Genomic DNA, 14,691 nt, shown 5'->3' with positions numbered 1-14,691 from the left:
ATCTAAATGTATAGCTGTGGCATTACCGCGTCGGTGCATAGAGGGATGCGGCAATGCCCGATGATCGGGAGGATATAAATTTGGCAGAACGATCTCTTGAGCTGGACAGCATTGAGCTGGCAGCGGCCATCTTCGGCAGCGGGGACCAGAACATCCATCTGCTGGAAAAGGAGTTCCGCGTCACGGCGGTCTGCCGCGGCTCAGTGCTGCGCTTTACGGGGGAGCAGCGTGATGTGGACGCCGCTGCCCGCGCTGTGGACGGCATGGTGACCCTGATGGAAAACCACACCCCGCTTGAGGAGCAGACTGTGCGGTACTGCATCAGTCTGGCCCACGGCGGGGAGGAAAAGCGCCTGCGGGAGTTGACGGATGATTTCGTTGCCGTCACAGCCAAGGGACGCCCCATCCACCCCAAAACGCTGGGGCAGAAGGAATATCTGGCCGCCATCCGCAAAAATGCCATCACCTTCGGCGTGGGGCCTGCCGGCACCGGCAAGACCTATCTGGCCGTGGCCATGGCGGTCAAGGCGTTCAAGTCCAAGGATGTCAGCCGTATCATCCTGACCCGCCCGGCGGTAGAAGCCGGGGAGAAGCTGGGCTTCCTGCCCGGCGACCTGCAAAATAAGGTGGACCCCTATCTGCGTCCGCTCTATGACGGTCTGTTCGACCTGCTGGGTGCAGAAACATTTCAAAAGCTGTTTGAAAAGCAGGTCATTGAGGTCGCGCCGCTGGCCTATATGCGCGGGCGCACGCTGGACGATGCCTTCATCATTCTGGACGAGGCGCAGAACACAACGCCCGAGCAGATGAAGATGTTCCTGACCCGCATGGGTGTCGGCAGCAAGGTCGTTGTCACCGGTGATGTGACCCAGATTGACCTGCCCGACAAGGTCCGCAGCGGTCTGATTGATGCACTGCATGTCCTGCAGGATGTCGAGGGCATCGCGCAGGTGCGTCTGACCGAAAAGGATGTGGTGCGCCACCGGCTGGTGCAGCAGATCGTAAAAGCCTATGAAAAAGCCGCCGAGGAGAAGACCCGCGGCGAAGCAAACCATAAATAAAAAAACGGAGGTCGATTTCCATGTCCAATAAGGTATTGATCACGAACGACCAGAATGTGGTAAAGGTCCCTTCCGGCCTGCGCATCCTGATCCGCCGCAGCTGTAATGCGGTGCTGGATTTCGAGCATTTTGACGGCCCGGCCGAGATCAGCGTGACTTTTGTGGATAACAGCCGCATCCATGAGCTGAATCGGGAGTATCGCGGTAAGGACTCCGCCACCGATGTGCTCAGCTTCCCTCTGGGGGAAAACGGCGAGTATGATATTGACGAGGACAACGGCTGCAAGCTGCTGGGAGACATCGTCATCTCGATGGAGCGCGCGATGGAGCAGGCCGAGCTGTACGGCCATTCCCTGCAGCGCGAGGTCGCGTACCTGACTGTACATTCCATGCTGCACCTGCTGGGCTACGACCATGAGGCCGGCGGTCTGGAGGCTGTGCGCATGCGCGAAAAAGAAGAAGCCGTCCTGATCCAGCTGGGCCTGCCCCGCACGGTTTCGTATACGAGCGATGAAATTTGAGAAGCTGACGCATTTTGCCCGGGGCTTTGTCTATGCCTACAACGGCATACGCGCCGCCATACGGGAGGAGCGCAATTTCCGCTTTCATCTGTGTGCGGCGCTCTACGCCTTTGTGGCAGCCTACTGGGCGCAGCTGCCTGCGGTGGAAACAGCCCTGATCGCGCTCTGTGTGGCGGCGGTGCTGGCGCTGGAGCTTGTCAACTCCGCAATTGAGCGCGCGGTGGACAAGCCCGATACCACCCACTGGTGGACCGCTGGCGCGGCCAAGGATATGGCGGCAGGGGCAGTGCTTGTCATGGCCATCGGCACGGTCATTGTGGCGGTATGCCTGTTCTGGCCGCGGCTGGACATTCTGTGGGCAGCCTTTACCGCGCGGCCGACACGCCTGCTGTGGCTTCTGATCACGCTGATTGTATTTTACAAATTTATTTTCCGTTCTTCCAATTCAACAGAGAAAGGCAAACAACCGAATGGCAAAACCGATTCCTGAAATGCCCTCCAGCGTATTTGTAGCGCTGGTCGGCCGCCCCAATGTGGGCAAATCCAGCCTGACCAACTACCTTGTGGGCGAAAAGGTCGCTATTGTGACCAAAAAGCCCCAGACGACCCGCAGCCGCATCACCGGCGTCATCACCAAAGGCCCGGTGCAGTATGTGCTGATGGATACCCCCGGCATCCACGCGGCCCGCAACAAGCTGGACGCCCGCATGACCCAGACCGCCGCCGCCAGCCTCAAGGATGTTGATGTGACGATGATGCTGTTTGAGCCGACAGGGGAGTTTACCGATGCAGAGCTGACGATGGTCAAGGCGCTGCAGAAGGGCGGGCCTGCCATCGCCGTTATCAACAAGGTGGACCTGCTCGACAGCTTTGCTGCGCTGGAGGCCCGCAAAAAGCAGTTGGAGGAATTTGGCTGCTTTGACCACATCGTCACGATCTCAGCCAAGGACGGCACAGGCTGTGAGGATCTGTTTGCAATGCTCAAGCCCTACGGCAACGAAGGTCCGCACTACTTTGACGACGATGCCTTCACCGATATGCCGGAAAAGGAGTTGGTGGCAGAACTGGTGCGCGAGAAAGCACTGCTCTTCCTGCGGGAGGAGGTGCCCCACGGCATTGCCGTTGTGGTCGAGCGCTTTAAGGAGCGTCCTGACAAGGACCTCATCGACATTGATGTGGACATCTACTGCGAACGCAAGAGCCACAAGGGCATGATCATCGGCAAGGGCGGCCAGATGCTCAAAAAAATCGCCTCCGCCGCCCGGATGGATATTGAGGAGCTGCTCGGCGTCAAGGTCAACCTGCAGTGCTGGGTCAAGGTCCGTGAGGACTGGCGCGACAACGAGCTGCAGCTGAACTCGCTGGGGTTTGCGAAGCCGTAATGATGCTGCACATCGTAGGGGCGGGGCATGCCCCGCCCGCAGCCTACCCGTTATAGAGCATTATCCGTAAGGCCGCGGGCCGGACATGTCCGGCCCCTACAGCATCCGCAAATTTATTTTATTCCGTATTCCGCCAACATCCCCGCCCACCCTCTGCTAGGATAGAAGCAGGGGGTGACAGGCGTGGAAAATCTGGCGGGAGGCTGGCTGCGCTTTGCGCAGTCCGGCAGTGTTTATGACTATTTAGCGTACAAATTGCAGCAAAACGCAGCGCAGGAGGGCATGTATGCAGACGGCAACGACAGGACTTGTGCTGCGTCAGGTCAAGGTGGGGGAGGCGGACAGGATCATCACGATCCTGACGCCTGAGCTGGGGGTCGTGTCGGCATCGGCCCGCGGCAGCCTGCGGATGAAGAGCGCCCTGTTCAGCGCAACAGGGCTCTTCTGCTATTCGGAATTTACCCTCTCCAGCGGCCGCAGCCACTATTTTGTGGACAACGCGCAGGTCAAAAAGGTGTTCCACGGCATCTCCGCCACCATCGAGGGGATGGCGCTGGCCAGCTATATGGCGGAGATCGCCATGGAGCTTGCCCCCGCCCCGCCGGAGGCGGACGCCCAGCTGCGGCTGCTGCTGAACTGCCTGTACATGCTCAGTGAGCGCAGCTACCCCTGCCGCCAACTGAAGGCCATCTATGAACTGCGCGCATTGACCCTTGCGGGCTATATGCCCGATGTGCTGGCCTGTGCCGGCTGCGGTAAGTATGAGGGCGGGGACTTCTACCTCGACCCTGTGGAGGGCCGCCTGCTCTGCGCGGACTGTGCCGAAAAAGCGCGGCATATCACCAATCTGGATAACGGTGCGCTCTATGCCCTGCGCCATATCTGCCTTGCGGAGGATAAAAAGCTGTTCGGCTTCAAGATCTCACCGGAGAGTCTGAAAGAACTTTCCCGCACGAGTGAGCAGTATACGCTTGCCCACCTTGAGCATGGACTGAAAAGCCTGGACTTTCTCAAAACTGTACTTGAATAAGGAGACCAAAACCCTGTATGGATACCGCCTATAAAACAACACTGGAACTGGACAAGGTCCTTGCCCGGGCCGTGCAGCTCTGCGCCTGTCAGGAGACGAAGGAGATGATGCAGGCGCTGGAGCCGGCCCCCACCGTGGAGGATGAGCGCTACGATTTGGCCCAGACCAATGCCATCAATGCACTGCTTATCAAAAACGGCAGTCCCCGCTTTGGCAGCGTGCACGAGGTGCGCCGCATTGTTGCCCACGCCCGCAAGGGGGGCATCCTCTCGATGGGGGAACTTTTGGAGATTGCCGCAACGCTGCGCAATTTTTCGGGCCTGTCCCAGTGGTACGGCCTGAGTGAGCATGAGATGCTGCCCACGGACGATCTGTTCTTTGCGCTCGCGCCCCAGCCCGTGCTGGAAAAGCAGATCGCAGAGAGCATCCTCTCGCCGGAGGAGATGGCCGACACCGCCAGTGTAACGCTCCACGATCTGCGCCGCAAAATCCGCCAGACCGAGGATTCCATCCGCACCAAGCTGGATAATATCATCCGCAACTCCACCACCAATAAATTTCTGCAGGACGCTGTTGTCTCGCTGCGCAACGGCCGCTATGTCGTGCCGGTCCGCGCCGAGTACCGCGGTGAGGTCGGCGGCGTCATCCACGATGTATCCTCCACAGGCGCGACCGTCTTTGTGGAGCCTACCGCCGTAGTCGAGGCCAACGCCCGCATTATGCAGCTGCGCGCGCAGGAGCAGGAGGAAATCACCCGTATTCTGACCTCCTTTTCGAATCAGGTCGGCTCACTGGAGCCGCAGTTTACCTACAGCTATGAGGCAATGCTCAAGATCGACCTGCTGCTGGCCAAGGCACGGCTGGCCGTGGAGCAGAACGCCTTTATGCCCGCCGTCAGCGACAAGGTCTATTTCAAGCTGAACAAGGCCCGCCACCCGCTCATCGACAAGAAAAAGGTCGTGCCGGTGGACATTGAGCTGGGCAGCGACTATGACACCCTCGTTATCACCGGCCCCAACACCGGCGGCAAGACCGTATCGCTGAAAACAGCCGGCCTGCTCAACGCGATGGCGCAGTACGGGTTCCTGATCCCGGCGCATGAGAGCAGCGTTGTCTGCCATTTTGACGAATATCTCGTTGACATCGGTGATGAGCAGAGCATCGAACAGAGTCTGTCCACCTTCTCCGGCCATATGAAGCGGATCAGCGGCATTCTGGAGCTGGCCGGCCCGGCGACCCTGACCCTGCTGGACGAGCTGGGCGCGGGCACCGACCCTGCCGAGGGTGCGGCGCTGGCCGTCAGCATTCTGGAGCGGCTGCGTCGTCAGGGCAGTTTGCTTATGGCGACGACCCATTACGCCGAGTTGAAGGTCTATGCGCTGGAAACGCCCGGCGTTGTCAATGCCAGCTGCGAATTCAATGTCGAAACGCTGATGCCTACCTACAAGCTCAGCGTCGGCGTGCCGGGCAAGTCGAACGCCTTCCTGATCAGCGCAAAGCTGGGCATCCCGCAGGAGATCATTGATGCCGCGCGCAATCACATGTCGAACGATGACAAGCGGCTGGACAGCGTGCTGTCCCAGCTGGACGATTTGAAGGTCCAGCTGAAGGAGGCGCAGGCCGAGGCCGAGCAGGCCAAGTACAATGCAGAGCATGCCCTTGAAAGCGCCGAGAAAAAGCGGGATGACCTCATCAAAAAGGGTGAGGAGGAGTTGGAGAATGCCCGCCGTCAGGCCCATGATCTGATGCAGCAGGTGCAGAACGAGGCCTACAGCCTGACCGATGAGCTGCGCCGTATCCAGAAGGACGAAAAGACCAGCGCGGCCCAGCGTGCTGTGCGCGCCCGGGAAATCGCCCGCAAGGACACCGAGAGCCTGCTCAAGCAGACCGATGCGAAGCCGAAGCCTGTCAAAGAGTTCGTCCCGCTCAAAGAAGTGCAGATCGGTCAGGAGGTCATCATTGCCGATCTGGGCCAGACGGCCACCGTTACGGCGCGCCCCGACCGCAACGGCATGGTGGAGGTCCGCGCCGGCATCATGAAAACAAAGGTTCCGCTGTCCAACCTGCGTGCCCCTGACAAGATGGAAAAGCGCAAGCCGGCCGAGCCGCGGCGCTCCACCCGCGTGCAGTTGGATAAGTCCCGCAAGACCAGCATGGAGCTGAACCTGCTGGGTTACACGGTGGACGAGGCCCTCAACGAGGTGGACAAGTTCCTCGACAGCGGCATGCTGCGCGGGCAGTCCACCCTGTATATCATCCACGGAAACGGCACCGGCGCCCTGCGCACCGCCATCCAGAAGCATCTGCGCACCCACAAGGCGGTCAAAAGCTTCCGGCTGGGTCGCTACGGCGAGGGCGAGAGCGGCGTGACCGTTGTGGAATTAAAGTAAAAATTCAAAACAATCCACCCTTTTTGTCTATAGCAATCCTTGGCTGCATCTGCTATGCTATTCATAGAATGTATGAGTGTCTGCCTTTAAAATGAAATGAAAGCGAGTGAACGCTTTGCCAATGGACTATAACAGTACACGCAGCTTTACAATGACGCTGGCGCACCGCGCGGTAGGGGACATCCGCCGCGGGGGCTTCCGGCAGCTGCGCAATTATGTGGACATGTGTGCCACGCTGGCAAAAAAGCCGCAGCAAAAAGACTTTTTTGCCTACGCACAGAAGGCCCTGCAGCGCACCGACAGCTGCTATTACAGCCTGATCCACCGCCTGCTGGATACCGTGGATGAGGATCGCATCTGCACGGTCGGTGTCAATATGGGCTTCGGCGGCCTGATCTACGGTGCAAGCGAGTTGAAAAAGAAGGCCGATGCGGACGGCCAGCCTACTTCTTGGGTCACAGCGGCACGCTGCGGGGACGAACGCCTGGCGGAGATGATCCCCGAGGCGGCAAAGCACGGCAGCTATGTCTGGCTGCTGGATGCCCTTTCTACTGATCCGGCACAGGTCGTGCCGCTGGCAAAGGCCAACCCTCAAACGGCCTTCGGTCTGCTGGCAGACCCCGCTGCCTTGACCGAGGACTGCGTTGCTGCGCTGGTGGCCTGCCGTAATCTGGTGGTGATGCCGCTGTTGAACACGCCGGAGCTGACCCCCGAGGCCTGCCGCGCCGCCCGCCGTATGAAGGCGCAGAACATGTTCTACGCCCTGACTGTTCTGGTCGATGACGACACCGTGGACGAGGTCATGCAGGACGACTGGCTTGAGAGCATCGCGCAGAAGACACTGTTCTGCGTCTGCGCCCGCAAAAACGGCATCTCGGACGAAGCCTCCCACAGACTGCGCCGCAGCATTGTGGAGGGCCGCATGGAGACCGGCAAGCCGGTTCTGCTGCTCGACTGGGACGGCGATGTGAGTTACCTGAATCAGCGTATCTCGGAGCACATGGTTTTCGGCAATGCGCTGCCGCAGGGCTGCTCCTTCCCCCTGCAGCTGGGCTGAAACCGCACATAATAACAAAAAACGACCCTGTAACGATGGTATCATCGTTACAGGGTCGTTTGGCTTTTCAGGTATCGCCGCGCAGCAGCTTTTGCAGGATGTCATGGTTGAACACCGGGATCGTCAGGTCAGAGATGACAAGGCCGTTGGTGCGCATGCCGCCAAGCACCCATGGGATCAGGATCCCCATCAGCGCGCCGGAAAAAAACTGGCCGATGGCGCGTGTTTCGCTGGCGCTGATGTCAGGGTTCAGCTCCCGGGCGTTCTGCTCAAAAATAGAGCACAGGTAATCAAACATGTACTTCTGCAGGCTGTTCTGGCCGTTGTAGGCCAAAGCGTTGCAGTAGAACACCTTGTTTTCCCAAAAATAATCCTTGATAGCTGCCAGCAGGGAATCCCAGCTGGTGTAGGCGCCGCGCTCCACAAGGAACTGTGTGATGCCGCTCTGGAAATACCAGTTGACGAGGTCGTACTTGTCCTCAAAATGGTAGTAGAAGGTGTTGCGGCCTACGCCCGCATGATCCACGATGTCGTTGACCGAGATCTTTTCAAGCGGGGTCGTGACCATCAGCTCCTGCAGGCTTTCGGCCAGCAGATGTTTGGTTTGATTGGAACGAGGCATAGTGATCCTCCTGCAAATGGGGTGGTAAACAGCGTACCTGCATTATAACACATTTTCTGCGTCAAGTGCAAATGATTCGTGAAATTCCCCGCAGGACCTGCGCTGTGATTTGTATGACAAATTATCCCGAGTGTTTGGTTTTGCCCGCCGCGGCCGGGAACAGGGCTTTCTAATTGAACATTCGCCGGCTTTTGTCTATGTACACTGCGGCGAAAAAAAGCCTACAATAGGGCATACGCTAACGGAGAGAAAAGGAGTGCAATCAACTATGCCGATGAATAAAGTAGTCCATGCCGCCCAGCGCGCAGCGTTCAGCGCCGCCCTTGACTCTGCCATCAAGGCAGTGCGCGGCAAGGGTCCTGAAAATATGGCCGAGCAGGCCGTCAAGCTCGTCAATCTGGCTCAGCCTCTGCTGGCCCACCGTTACCCCGATGCCGACTGGGATAAGGTCCGCGCCTTTGTGTCCGACCCCAACAGCAAGTGGATGGGGTATGCCTACAGGGCAATCAACGAGATCGACCCCCATATCCTGAAGATGAACGCCCTGAACCTTGTGTATGAGGGTATGTTCGCCGGTTACAACTATGTCATGGAGCTGCGCAGGCAGTACGACTGCAATATGCCGTGGATTTTGCTGTTCGACCCGACCTCTGCCTGCAACCTGCACTGCAAGGGCTGCTGGGCTGCCGAGTACGGCAACCGCCTGAACCTCAGCTTTGAGGATATGGACCGCATCGTCACCGAGGGCGAGGCGCTGGGCATCCACTGGTACATGTGCACCGGCGGTGAGCCGACCTGCCGCAAGGAGGATCTGTTCAAGCTGGCTGCCAAGCACCAGAGTTCTGTGTTCCATCTGTTCACCAACGGCACCCTGATCGACCAGGCCTTCTGCGACCGCGTCAAGGAAGTGGGCAACATGGCCTTCTTCATCTCCATCGAGGGCATCGGCGATGCCACCGATGCCCGCCGCGGCGACGGCGTCTATGACCGCGTCATGCACGCCATGGACCTGATGAAGGAGAACGGTCTGCTGTTCGGCACCTCCATCTGCTACACCAGCGCTAACTATAAGGCTGTCACCAGCGATGAGTTCATGGATATGCTCATCAGCCATGGTGTTCGCTTCAACTGGTACTTCCATTACATGCCCATCGGTGACGGCGCGAATGTCGATCTGATGCTCAACGCCGAGCAGCGCGAGTACATGATCCACCGCGTCCGTGAGATCCGCGGCTTTACCGGCGGCAAGCCGATCTTCTGCATCGACTTCCAGAATGACGGCGAGTACATTGACGGCTGCATTGCCGGCGGCCGCCAGTATGCCCATATCAACCCGGCCGGCGATGTGGAGCCCTGCGTCTTTATCCACTACTCCAACGCCAATATCCATGACAAGAGCCTGCTCGAGTGCCTGCAGCAGCCCCTGTTCAAGGAATACCACAAGGGCCAGCCCTTCAACAACAACCACCTGCGCCCCTGCCCGATGCTTGAAAACCCCGAGCTGCTGGGTGAGATGGTCAAGCGCAGCGGTGCGCACAGCACCGATATGCAGCAGCCGGAATCCACCGATGATGTATTCCGCCGCTGCCGCCCCTACGCTGACCAGTGGACGCCCTCTGCCGAGCGTATCTGGGCAGAGGAGCACCCCGGCTGCACCTCCTGCGCGAGCTGCTCCGGCTGTGCCTCCAAGTAAAACAGCATAAGCTCCTGCGCCCCGCTGCCTTTTGCAGCGGGGCGCTTTTTGTTTGGTTTGGCTTCCCCCGTGGGGGAAGCTGTCAGCGGCCCCGCCCGCTGACTGATGAGGGGGAGCCTTGCCAATACCATCCGCTAATGGGTGACCACGCAAGCCTGCCCCTCATCCGGCCTCAGGCGGGGCCTCGGCCACCTTCCCCCGTGGGGGAAGGCATTCATCTTGTCAGCTTTTCGCACATCCCACCGTCCGCGGATTTTCTCTTCCACCAGCGCATATAGTGGTAGCATGGCGGCAAAAAGGGGAGGTGGGCGTATCAAAACGGTGGTATATCTCGATGTGCTGCTGCTGACCAATTTTCTGCTGGCCTATTTTCTGCTGCTGGCGGCGGGGGCGCTCAGCGGCCAGCGGGCGGGCTTTGGGCGGATGCTGGCGGGCAGCGGTGTGGCGGCGCTCTCGGCCCTTGTTCTGTTTGCCCCGCCGCAGCCCTACCCGGTGCAGGCTGCCTACAAGATCGCCACGGCACTGGGCATCACGGCAGCGGCCTTTGGGCGGCGCAGCCTGCGCCGTCTGCTGACAGCGGCCTGCTGGTATGCGGCACTCAACATTGCGCTGGCGGGGGTGGTAATGCTCGTCATGCTGAACACCGGCGCGCGGTGGCTGGACGCAGCCAACCTGACGGTCTACCTGCACATCTCGCCGCTGCTGCTGTTGGGGCTGTGCGGGGGGTGCTGTGCGGCTGTTGAGTTGGGACTACGGCTCCTTTCCCGGCGGGAGCCGCCTGTAAAAACGGCGGGGCTGGAGTTTGAACTGTGCGGCCAGCTTGTCCGTCTGCGCGCAGCGCTGGACACGGGCTGTCATCTGCAGGACCCGCTGACCTGCCTGCCGGTGCTGGTCGTCAGCTACCCAGATGCAAGAGCACGGCTGCCTGCCGCTGCGGATGCCTTCCTCGCGCAGTGGTTTGCAGGGCAGGACCATGCCGAGCCGCCGCCCGGGACCCGGCTGCGGCTGGTGCCCTGCGGCACGGCGGCAGAGAAGGGACTGCTGCCCGGCTTTGCAGTGCAGGGCATCAGCCTTATCACCGAGAAGGGCGTGCTGGGGCTGGGGCGCAGCGCGGTGGTATTTGCGCCGCGCAGCTTCGGCAGCACCGACTATGAGGCGCTTTACGGCAGTGATTTCATGTAAGGGGGAAAACAAGACATGCGCAAAGAACTGTACCGTCTGTGGCTGTGGCTGGCGGCACCGCAGCAGCTGCATTACATCAATGGGGCCGATACCCTGCCGCCGCCCCTGCCGCCCGAGCAGGAGCGCGAGGCGCTGGCTGCACTCGCCCGGGGGCAGACCCCGGCACGGGATCTGCTCATCACACATAATCTGCGGCTTGTTGTGTACATTGCCAAAAAGTTTGAGACACCGACCGCCGGCATCGAGGATATGATCTCGATCGGCACGATCGGGCTGATAAAGGCGGTCAACACCTTTGAGCCCACCAAAAACATCAAGCTGGCGACCTATGCCAGCCGATGCATTGAGAATGAGATCCTGATGTATCTGCGCAAAAGCTCCAACCGGCGGCAGGATGCCAGCATTGACGAGCCGCTGAATACCGACACGGACGGCAATGAGCTGCTGTTGATGGATGTGCTGACCAGCGATGACCCGCAGGTTGGGGAGGAACTGGAGCGCAGCGCCGAGCGCGCCGCCCTGCGGGGGGCAGTCGGCCGGCTTTCCCCACGGGAGCGCCGCATTATGGAGCTGCGCTTCGGCCTGAACCATGAAAAGGAGCATACCCAGAAGGAGGTGGCCGACACGCTGGGCATCTCGCAGAGCTATATCTCCCGCCTGGAAAAGCGCATTATCCGCCGCCTGCGCCGGGAGCTGGAGGCGGTGGGCTAAAAAATCTGCAGCTTCGTAGGGGCCGGGCATGCCCGGCCCGCGGCCTGCCGTCAGCAGGAGTCCTCGGAAAACCGCGGGCCGCACATGTGCGGCCCCTACAGGGCAATGCCTTCTACACCGCCGGCTCCACCCGGGTGTTTGTCACAAACGGTACGGCCAGCCCGGCAATCATATTCATCTCGGGCTGCATGGAGTAGAGCAGATACTCATAGCCGTCCCGCACCCAGAAGATGCTGGAGATGCGCCCGGCGTTCTGCCGCTGGGTGACGGTGATGCCGTCAATATCGTACTGCTGGACATCCTCAAAGGTAAATTCAAAGAAGTCGGTGGGGTAAAGCATCTGCCCCTGCTTTGCAGTGCGCAGGCTCATGCGGCGGCCCGGCACAATGTCGTAGTCGATTTCCGACACCCGCCCCTCGATAAGCCAGTAGCGATAGGGCAGAATGACCTCGCTGCTGGGGGCAGAGGCTACCCGGAACCCGCACGCCTGGCCGTAGTCGGGATGTAAATATTCCGTGCGTGTCTCGCGTGTGGGGCGGGTCTCCTCCCGCCGAAGGATCAGCACCAGCACCAACGCCACGGACACGACCGCCAGCAGCACCAGCGTCAGGACAAACCACAGGGAATCTACCATAACAAGCCCTCCTTTTCCGTATGCTATGCCGCAGCGGCAGGGCGTGTGCGGTGCTGCCCAAAATTTGCCAGTTTGCCAACGCACACAGCTGCCTATACTCCCAGCAAGGAAATGCTTGATTTGGGGGTTGAAAGGATGTATGCAGGAAAAGTCGAGATATGCGGTGTGGATACAGCCCGCCTGCCGGTGCTGAGCGAGGCGGAAAAAAGCCGGCTCATCAAGGCGGCGCGGGCGGGGGACAGGCAGGCCCGGCAGGAGATGGTGCAGGGCAACCTGCGTCTGGTGCTGAGCGTTGTGCAGAAGTTTGCCGGGCGTGGCGAGAACATGGACGATCTGTTTCAGGTCGGCTGCATCGGGCTTATCAAGGCCATCGACAACTTTGACCCGGCGCAGAATGTGCGGTTTTCCACCTACGGTGTGCCGATGATCGTGGGTGAGATCAAGCGCTATCTGCGGGACAACAACGCCGTGCGGGTCAGCCGCTCCATCCGCGATTTGGCCTGCCACTCAATGCGCGCACGGGAGGAGCTGCAAAAGAAAAACGGCCGTGAGCCGAAAATCTCCGAGATTGCGGCACAGGTGGGGCAAAGCCCCGAAAATGTGGCGATGGCGCTGGAATCCGCCGTGACGCCCACAAGCCTGTATGAGCCGATCTACTCGGACGGAGAGGACAGCTTTGCCGTGGTCGATCAGCTGCGGGACGCAACCGGGGAGGAAAGCTGGATCAGCGATATGATGTTCCGTGATACGGTGCGGGCACTCTCTGCGCGGGAACGCCGTATCATTGCACTGCGCTATCTGGGCGGCAAGACCCAGACCCAGGTGGCCCGGGAGATCGGCATCAGTCAGGCACAGGTCAGCCGTCTGGAAAAGGCCGCGCTCAGCCGCATCAAGGCGCAGATATGCAGCCAATAAAAAAGCGGCATCCGCCGGGATGCCGCTTGGCTGCAAAGCAGGAGAGCAGAAAATCAGTCCACCTCGATCCCGCACGCACCCAGCGCACGGGTAAAGGATTTCGGGTTCTTGTACAGGATGCCCGTGATGCCCAGGTTGTACGCGGCCTGGGCATTGGCCTTTGTGTCGTCCACAAAGATCGTCTCGTCATACGCAAGGTTGCAGGTCTGCATCAGCGTGGTGAAGATCTCCGGCTCAGGCTTGAGCAGATGGACATCGCAGGAGGCAACGCCGCCGTCAAACAGTGAGAACCACTCCCGCTGGCGCAGCTCGTCCATCATGTCGGATGCCATATTCGTCAGGTAATACAGGCGGTAGCCTGCGCTTTTCAGCTTGCGCATGATCTGCACGGTGGTCTTTTTTGTCTGCATCATGGCAGCCCACTCCTCGATGCAGGTCTGCACCTCAAATACGCGGTTGGCGCGGGCGGCGTTTTCCAGCATAAGCTGGTTGGCCTGCTCCCGGCTGATGATGCCGCGGTCCAGATCGAGCCATTCCTGGCTGCCGAACACAAGCGCGTAGGTCTCCTCCTCGGCGCGGCGGTTCATAAAGTGATCCATCAAAAAATCCTTGGGGGCAAAATCCACAACAACGCCGCCGAAATCAAAAATAATATTTTTATACATAAAAACCTCCGGTAAGGGTCTGCTTCGTTTCTCATCCTTATTATACACGCAATCCGGCAAGGAAACAATTCCTTTTTTGCTGCATAGGATGGCAGAGAAGGGGGTGCTGCCATGACGCTGCGTGAATTGAGCGGTAAGGATGTCATCCGGCTTAAAAACGGTGAAAACCTCGGCCGCATCGACGATCTGGCCTTTGACGAAAACGGCGGACGGCTGCAGTCCGTCATTCTGCGCGGGCGCGCGCACTGCTTTGGCCTGCTGGGGTGCGATGATGACCTTATCCTCCCGTGGGAGAGCATCCGCAGCATCGGCACTGATGTGGTTATGGTCGATGCAGACCCCTTGCCGGGAAAACACCGCCGCTAAAGCAGGAAAATCGTATATTTTGTGTAAAATCCCGCGAAAGCGGATGCTTTTTTTGGCGCAATGTGCTATAATTAAAAATCAATGGAAGGCGGGGAACAGGCAATGCAGACAACGCAGAAACAGATTCTGGCGGCTGCGCTGGCGGTGGTGCTTATTGCGGCCGGTGCACTGTTCCTGATCGCCCCTGTGTGGCAGCCGCAGCGCCCGGCCGCCGTCTATGCCCCGGTCACGGCAGCGCAAACCACTGCGCCGGAGCCGGAGCTTATCGACATCAACACGGCTACGGCAGAGGAATTGACCGCACTGCCGGGCCTTGGCCCGCGGAAGGCCGCAGCATTGGTGGCATACCGCACAGAGCACGGTGCCTTTGCATCGCTGGCCGATGCAGCTGCGGTCAGGGGCATATCTCTACGCATGACAGAAAGCTGGGCGGGACTTGCCGCCGCAAAATAAATAGGAGGA

16 protein-coding genes are annotated in these 14,691 nt (G+C 59.6%); 13 read left to right on the top strand and 3 right to left on the bottom strand.

Features of this window, described 5'->3' with window-relative positions; translation table 11 throughout:
- Nucleotides 1-80 precede the first annotated feature (80 nt).
- From OGM67_03835 to OGM67_03805, 7 genes are all read left to right on the top strand, one after another.
- Nucleotides 81-1,061 (top strand): PhoH family protein, encoded by a 981-nt coding sequence (locus tag OGM67_03835; protein UYJ35470.1) that lies wholly within the window; start codon nt 81-83, stop codon nt 1,059-1,061.
- Between the two features lie 20 nt (nt 1,062-1,081).
- Complete coding sequence (gene ybeY, locus OGM67_03830) at nt 1,082-1,582, top strand: rRNA maturation RNase YbeY (protein ID UYJ35469.1); 501 nt, start codon at nt 1,082-1,084, stop codon at nt 1,580-1,582.
- Complete coding sequence (locus OGM67_03825; GenBank protein ID UYJ35468.1) at nt 1,572-2,072, top strand: diacylglycerol kinase; 501 nt, start codon at nt 1,572-1,574, stop codon at nt 2,070-2,072. Before ybeY ends, OGM67_03825 begins: the two co-directional genes overlap by 11 nt.
- Nucleotides 2,053-2,964 carry a GTPase Era gene (gene era / locus OGM67_03820; GenBank protein ID UYJ35467.1) on the top strand — a complete coding sequence of 304 codons (912 nt, stop codon included), beginning with the start codon at nt 2,053-2,055 and terminating at the stop codon, nt 2,962-2,964. The genes OGM67_03825 and era overlap by 20 nt, the downstream gene beginning before the upstream one ends.
- 286 nt (nt 2,965-3,250) lie before the next feature.
- Nucleotides 3,251-3,994, top strand: coding sequence for a DNA repair protein RecO (recO, locus tag OGM67_03815; protein ID UYJ35466.1), 744 nt, complete (start codon nt 3,251-3,253; stop codon nt 3,992-3,994).
- Nucleotides 3,995-4,011: 17 nt separating this feature from the next.
- Nucleotides 4,012-6,384: an endonuclease MutS2 gene (locus OGM67_03810; GenBank protein ID UYJ35465.1), complete on the top strand. Its 2,373-nt coding sequence runs from the start codon at nt 4,012-4,014 to the stop codon at nt 6,382-6,384.
- A gap of 121 nt (nt 6,385-6,505) precedes the next feature.
- A complete protein-coding gene (locus OGM67_03805) occupies nt 6,506-7,441 on the top strand; it encodes a hypothetical protein (protein ID UYJ35464.1) in 936 nt (311 codons plus the stop codon).
- Between the two features lie 67 nt (nt 7,442-7,508).
- On the opposite strand, the gene OGM67_03800 is transcribed toward OGM67_03805, so the two are convergent.
- Nucleotides 7,509-8,063: a TetR/AcrR family transcriptional regulator gene (locus tag OGM67_03800; protein UYJ35463.1), complete on the bottom strand. Its 555-nt coding sequence runs from the start codon at nt 8,061-8,063 to the stop codon at nt 7,509-7,511.
- A 274-nt stretch (nt 8,064-8,337) separates the two neighbouring features.
- Here OGM67_03800 and OGM67_03795 point away from each other — a divergent pair, with 274 nt between their 5' ends.
- The 3 genes from OGM67_03795 to sigK all read left to right on the top strand — a co-directional run bounded on the left by OGM67_03795 (nt 8,338) and on the right by sigK (nt 11,649).
- Complete coding sequence (locus tag OGM67_03795; GenBank protein ID UYJ36186.1) at nt 8,338-9,756, top strand: radical SAM protein; 1,419 nt, start codon at nt 8,338-8,340, stop codon at nt 9,754-9,756.
- Nucleotides 9,757-10,077: 321 nt separating this feature from the next.
- Entirely contained in the window at nt 10,078-10,938 is an 861-nt protein-coding gene (locus tag OGM67_03790) for a sigma-E processing peptidase SpoIIGA (GenBank protein ID UYJ35462.1), read from the top strand.
- Between the two features lie 15 nt (nt 10,939-10,953).
- A complete protein-coding gene (gene sigK, locus OGM67_03785) occupies nt 10,954-11,649 on the top strand; it encodes an RNA polymerase sporulation sigma factor SigK (protein UYJ35461.1) in 696 nt (231 codons plus the stop codon).
- A 112-nt stretch (nt 11,650-11,761) separates the two neighbouring features.
- Here the strand turns inward: sigK and OGM67_03780 are convergent, their stop codons facing one another.
- Nucleotides 11,762-12,283, bottom strand: a complete 522-nt coding sequence (locus OGM67_03780) for a hypothetical protein (GenBank protein UYJ35460.1) — start codon at nt 12,281-12,283, stop codon at nt 11,762-11,764.
- A gap of 135 nt (nt 12,284-12,418) precedes the next feature.
- On the opposite strand from OGM67_03780, the gene OGM67_03775 reads away from it, so the two are divergent.
- On the top strand, nt 12,419-13,198 hold the full coding sequence (locus OGM67_03775) for a SigB/SigF/SigG family RNA polymerase sigma factor (GenBank protein ID UYJ35459.1): 780 nt from the start codon (nt 12,419-12,421) through the stop codon (nt 13,196-13,198).
- Nucleotides 13,199-13,251: 53 nt separating this feature from the next.
- Here OGM67_03775 and OGM67_03770 read toward each other — a convergent pair whose 3' ends face one another.
- On the bottom strand, nt 13,252-13,863 hold the full coding sequence (locus OGM67_03770) for an HAD family phosphatase (GenBank protein UYJ35458.1): 612 nt from the start codon (nt 13,861-13,863) through the stop codon (nt 13,252-13,254).
- Nucleotides 13,864-13,974: 111 nt separating this feature from the next.
- Between OGM67_03770 and OGM67_03765 the strand changes: the two genes are divergently transcribed.
- Together OGM67_03765 and OGM67_03760 are read left to right on the top strand one after the other, a co-directional pair.
- Entirely contained in the window at nt 13,975-14,229 is a 255-nt protein-coding gene (locus OGM67_03765; GenBank protein UYJ35457.1) for a YlmC/YmxH family sporulation protein, read from the top strand.
- A 102-nt stretch (nt 14,230-14,331) separates the two neighbouring features.
- Complete coding sequence (locus tag OGM67_03760; GenBank protein UYJ35456.1) at nt 14,332-14,682, top strand: helix-hairpin-helix domain-containing protein; 351 nt, start codon at nt 14,332-14,334, stop codon at nt 14,680-14,682.
- Nucleotides 14,683-14,691: the final 9 nt, after the last annotated feature.

Source organism: Oscillospiraceae bacterium, from assembly GCA_025757985.1.
Taxonomy (GTDB): domain Bacteria; phylum Bacillota; class Clostridia; order Oscillospirales; family Ruminococcaceae; genus Gemmiger.
Note: the sequence above shows the minus strand (reverse complement) of the source record. Positions and strands in the feature narration are given on the sequence as shown.

Bases quoted from the DNA above. Each gene is read 5' to 3' on its own strand.
- OGM67_03800 (UYJ35463.1), bottom strand. From the start codon at position 8,063: ATGCCTCGTTCCAATCAAACCAAACATCTGCTGGCCGAAAGCCTGCAG.
- OGM67_03770 (UYJ35458.1), bottom strand. From the start codon at position 13,863: ATGTATAAAAATATTATTTTTGATTTCGGCGGCGTTGTTGTGGATTTT.
- sigK (UYJ35461.1), top strand. From the start codon at position 10,954: ATGCGCAAAGAACTGTACCGTCTGTGGCTGTGGCTGGCGGCACCGCAG.
- OGM67_03760 (UYJ35456.1), top strand. From the start codon at position 14,332: ATGCAGACAACGCAGAAACAGATTCTGGCGGCTGCGCTGGCGGTGGTG.
- era (UYJ35467.1), top strand. From the start codon at position 2,053: ATGGCAAAACCGATTCCTGAAATGCCCTCCAGCGTATTTGTAGCGCTG.
- OGM67_03795 (UYJ36186.1), top strand. From the start codon at position 8,338: ATGAATAAAGTAGTCCATGCCGCCCAGCGCGCAGCGTTCAGCGCCGCC.
- recO (UYJ35466.1), top strand. From the start codon at position 3,251: ATGCAGACGGCAACGACAGGACTTGTGCTGCGTCAGGTCAAGGTGGGG.
- OGM67_03765 (UYJ35457.1), top strand. From the start codon at position 13,975: ATGACGCTGCGTGAATTGAGCGGTAAGGATGTCATCCGGCTTAAAAAC.
- OGM67_03810 (UYJ35465.1), top strand. From the start codon at position 4,012: ATGGATACCGCCTATAAAACAACACTGGAACTGGACAAGGTCCTTGCC.
- OGM67_03780 (UYJ35460.1), bottom strand. From the start codon at position 12,283: ATGGTAGATTCCCTGTGGTTTGTCCTGACGCTGGTGCTGCTGGCGGTC.
- OGM67_03805 (UYJ35464.1), top strand. From the start codon at position 6,506: ATGGACTATAACAGTACACGCAGCTTTACAATGACGCTGGCGCACCGC.
- OGM67_03775 (UYJ35459.1), top strand. From the start codon at position 12,419: ATGTATGCAGGAAAAGTCGAGATATGCGGTGTGGATACAGCCCGCCTG.
- OGM67_03825 (UYJ35468.1), top strand. From the start codon at position 1,572: ATGAAATTTGAGAAGCTGACGCATTTTGCCCGGGGCTTTGTCTATGCC.
- ybeY (UYJ35469.1), top strand. From the start codon at position 1,082: ATGTCCAATAAGGTATTGATCACGAACGACCAGAATGTGGTAAAGGTC.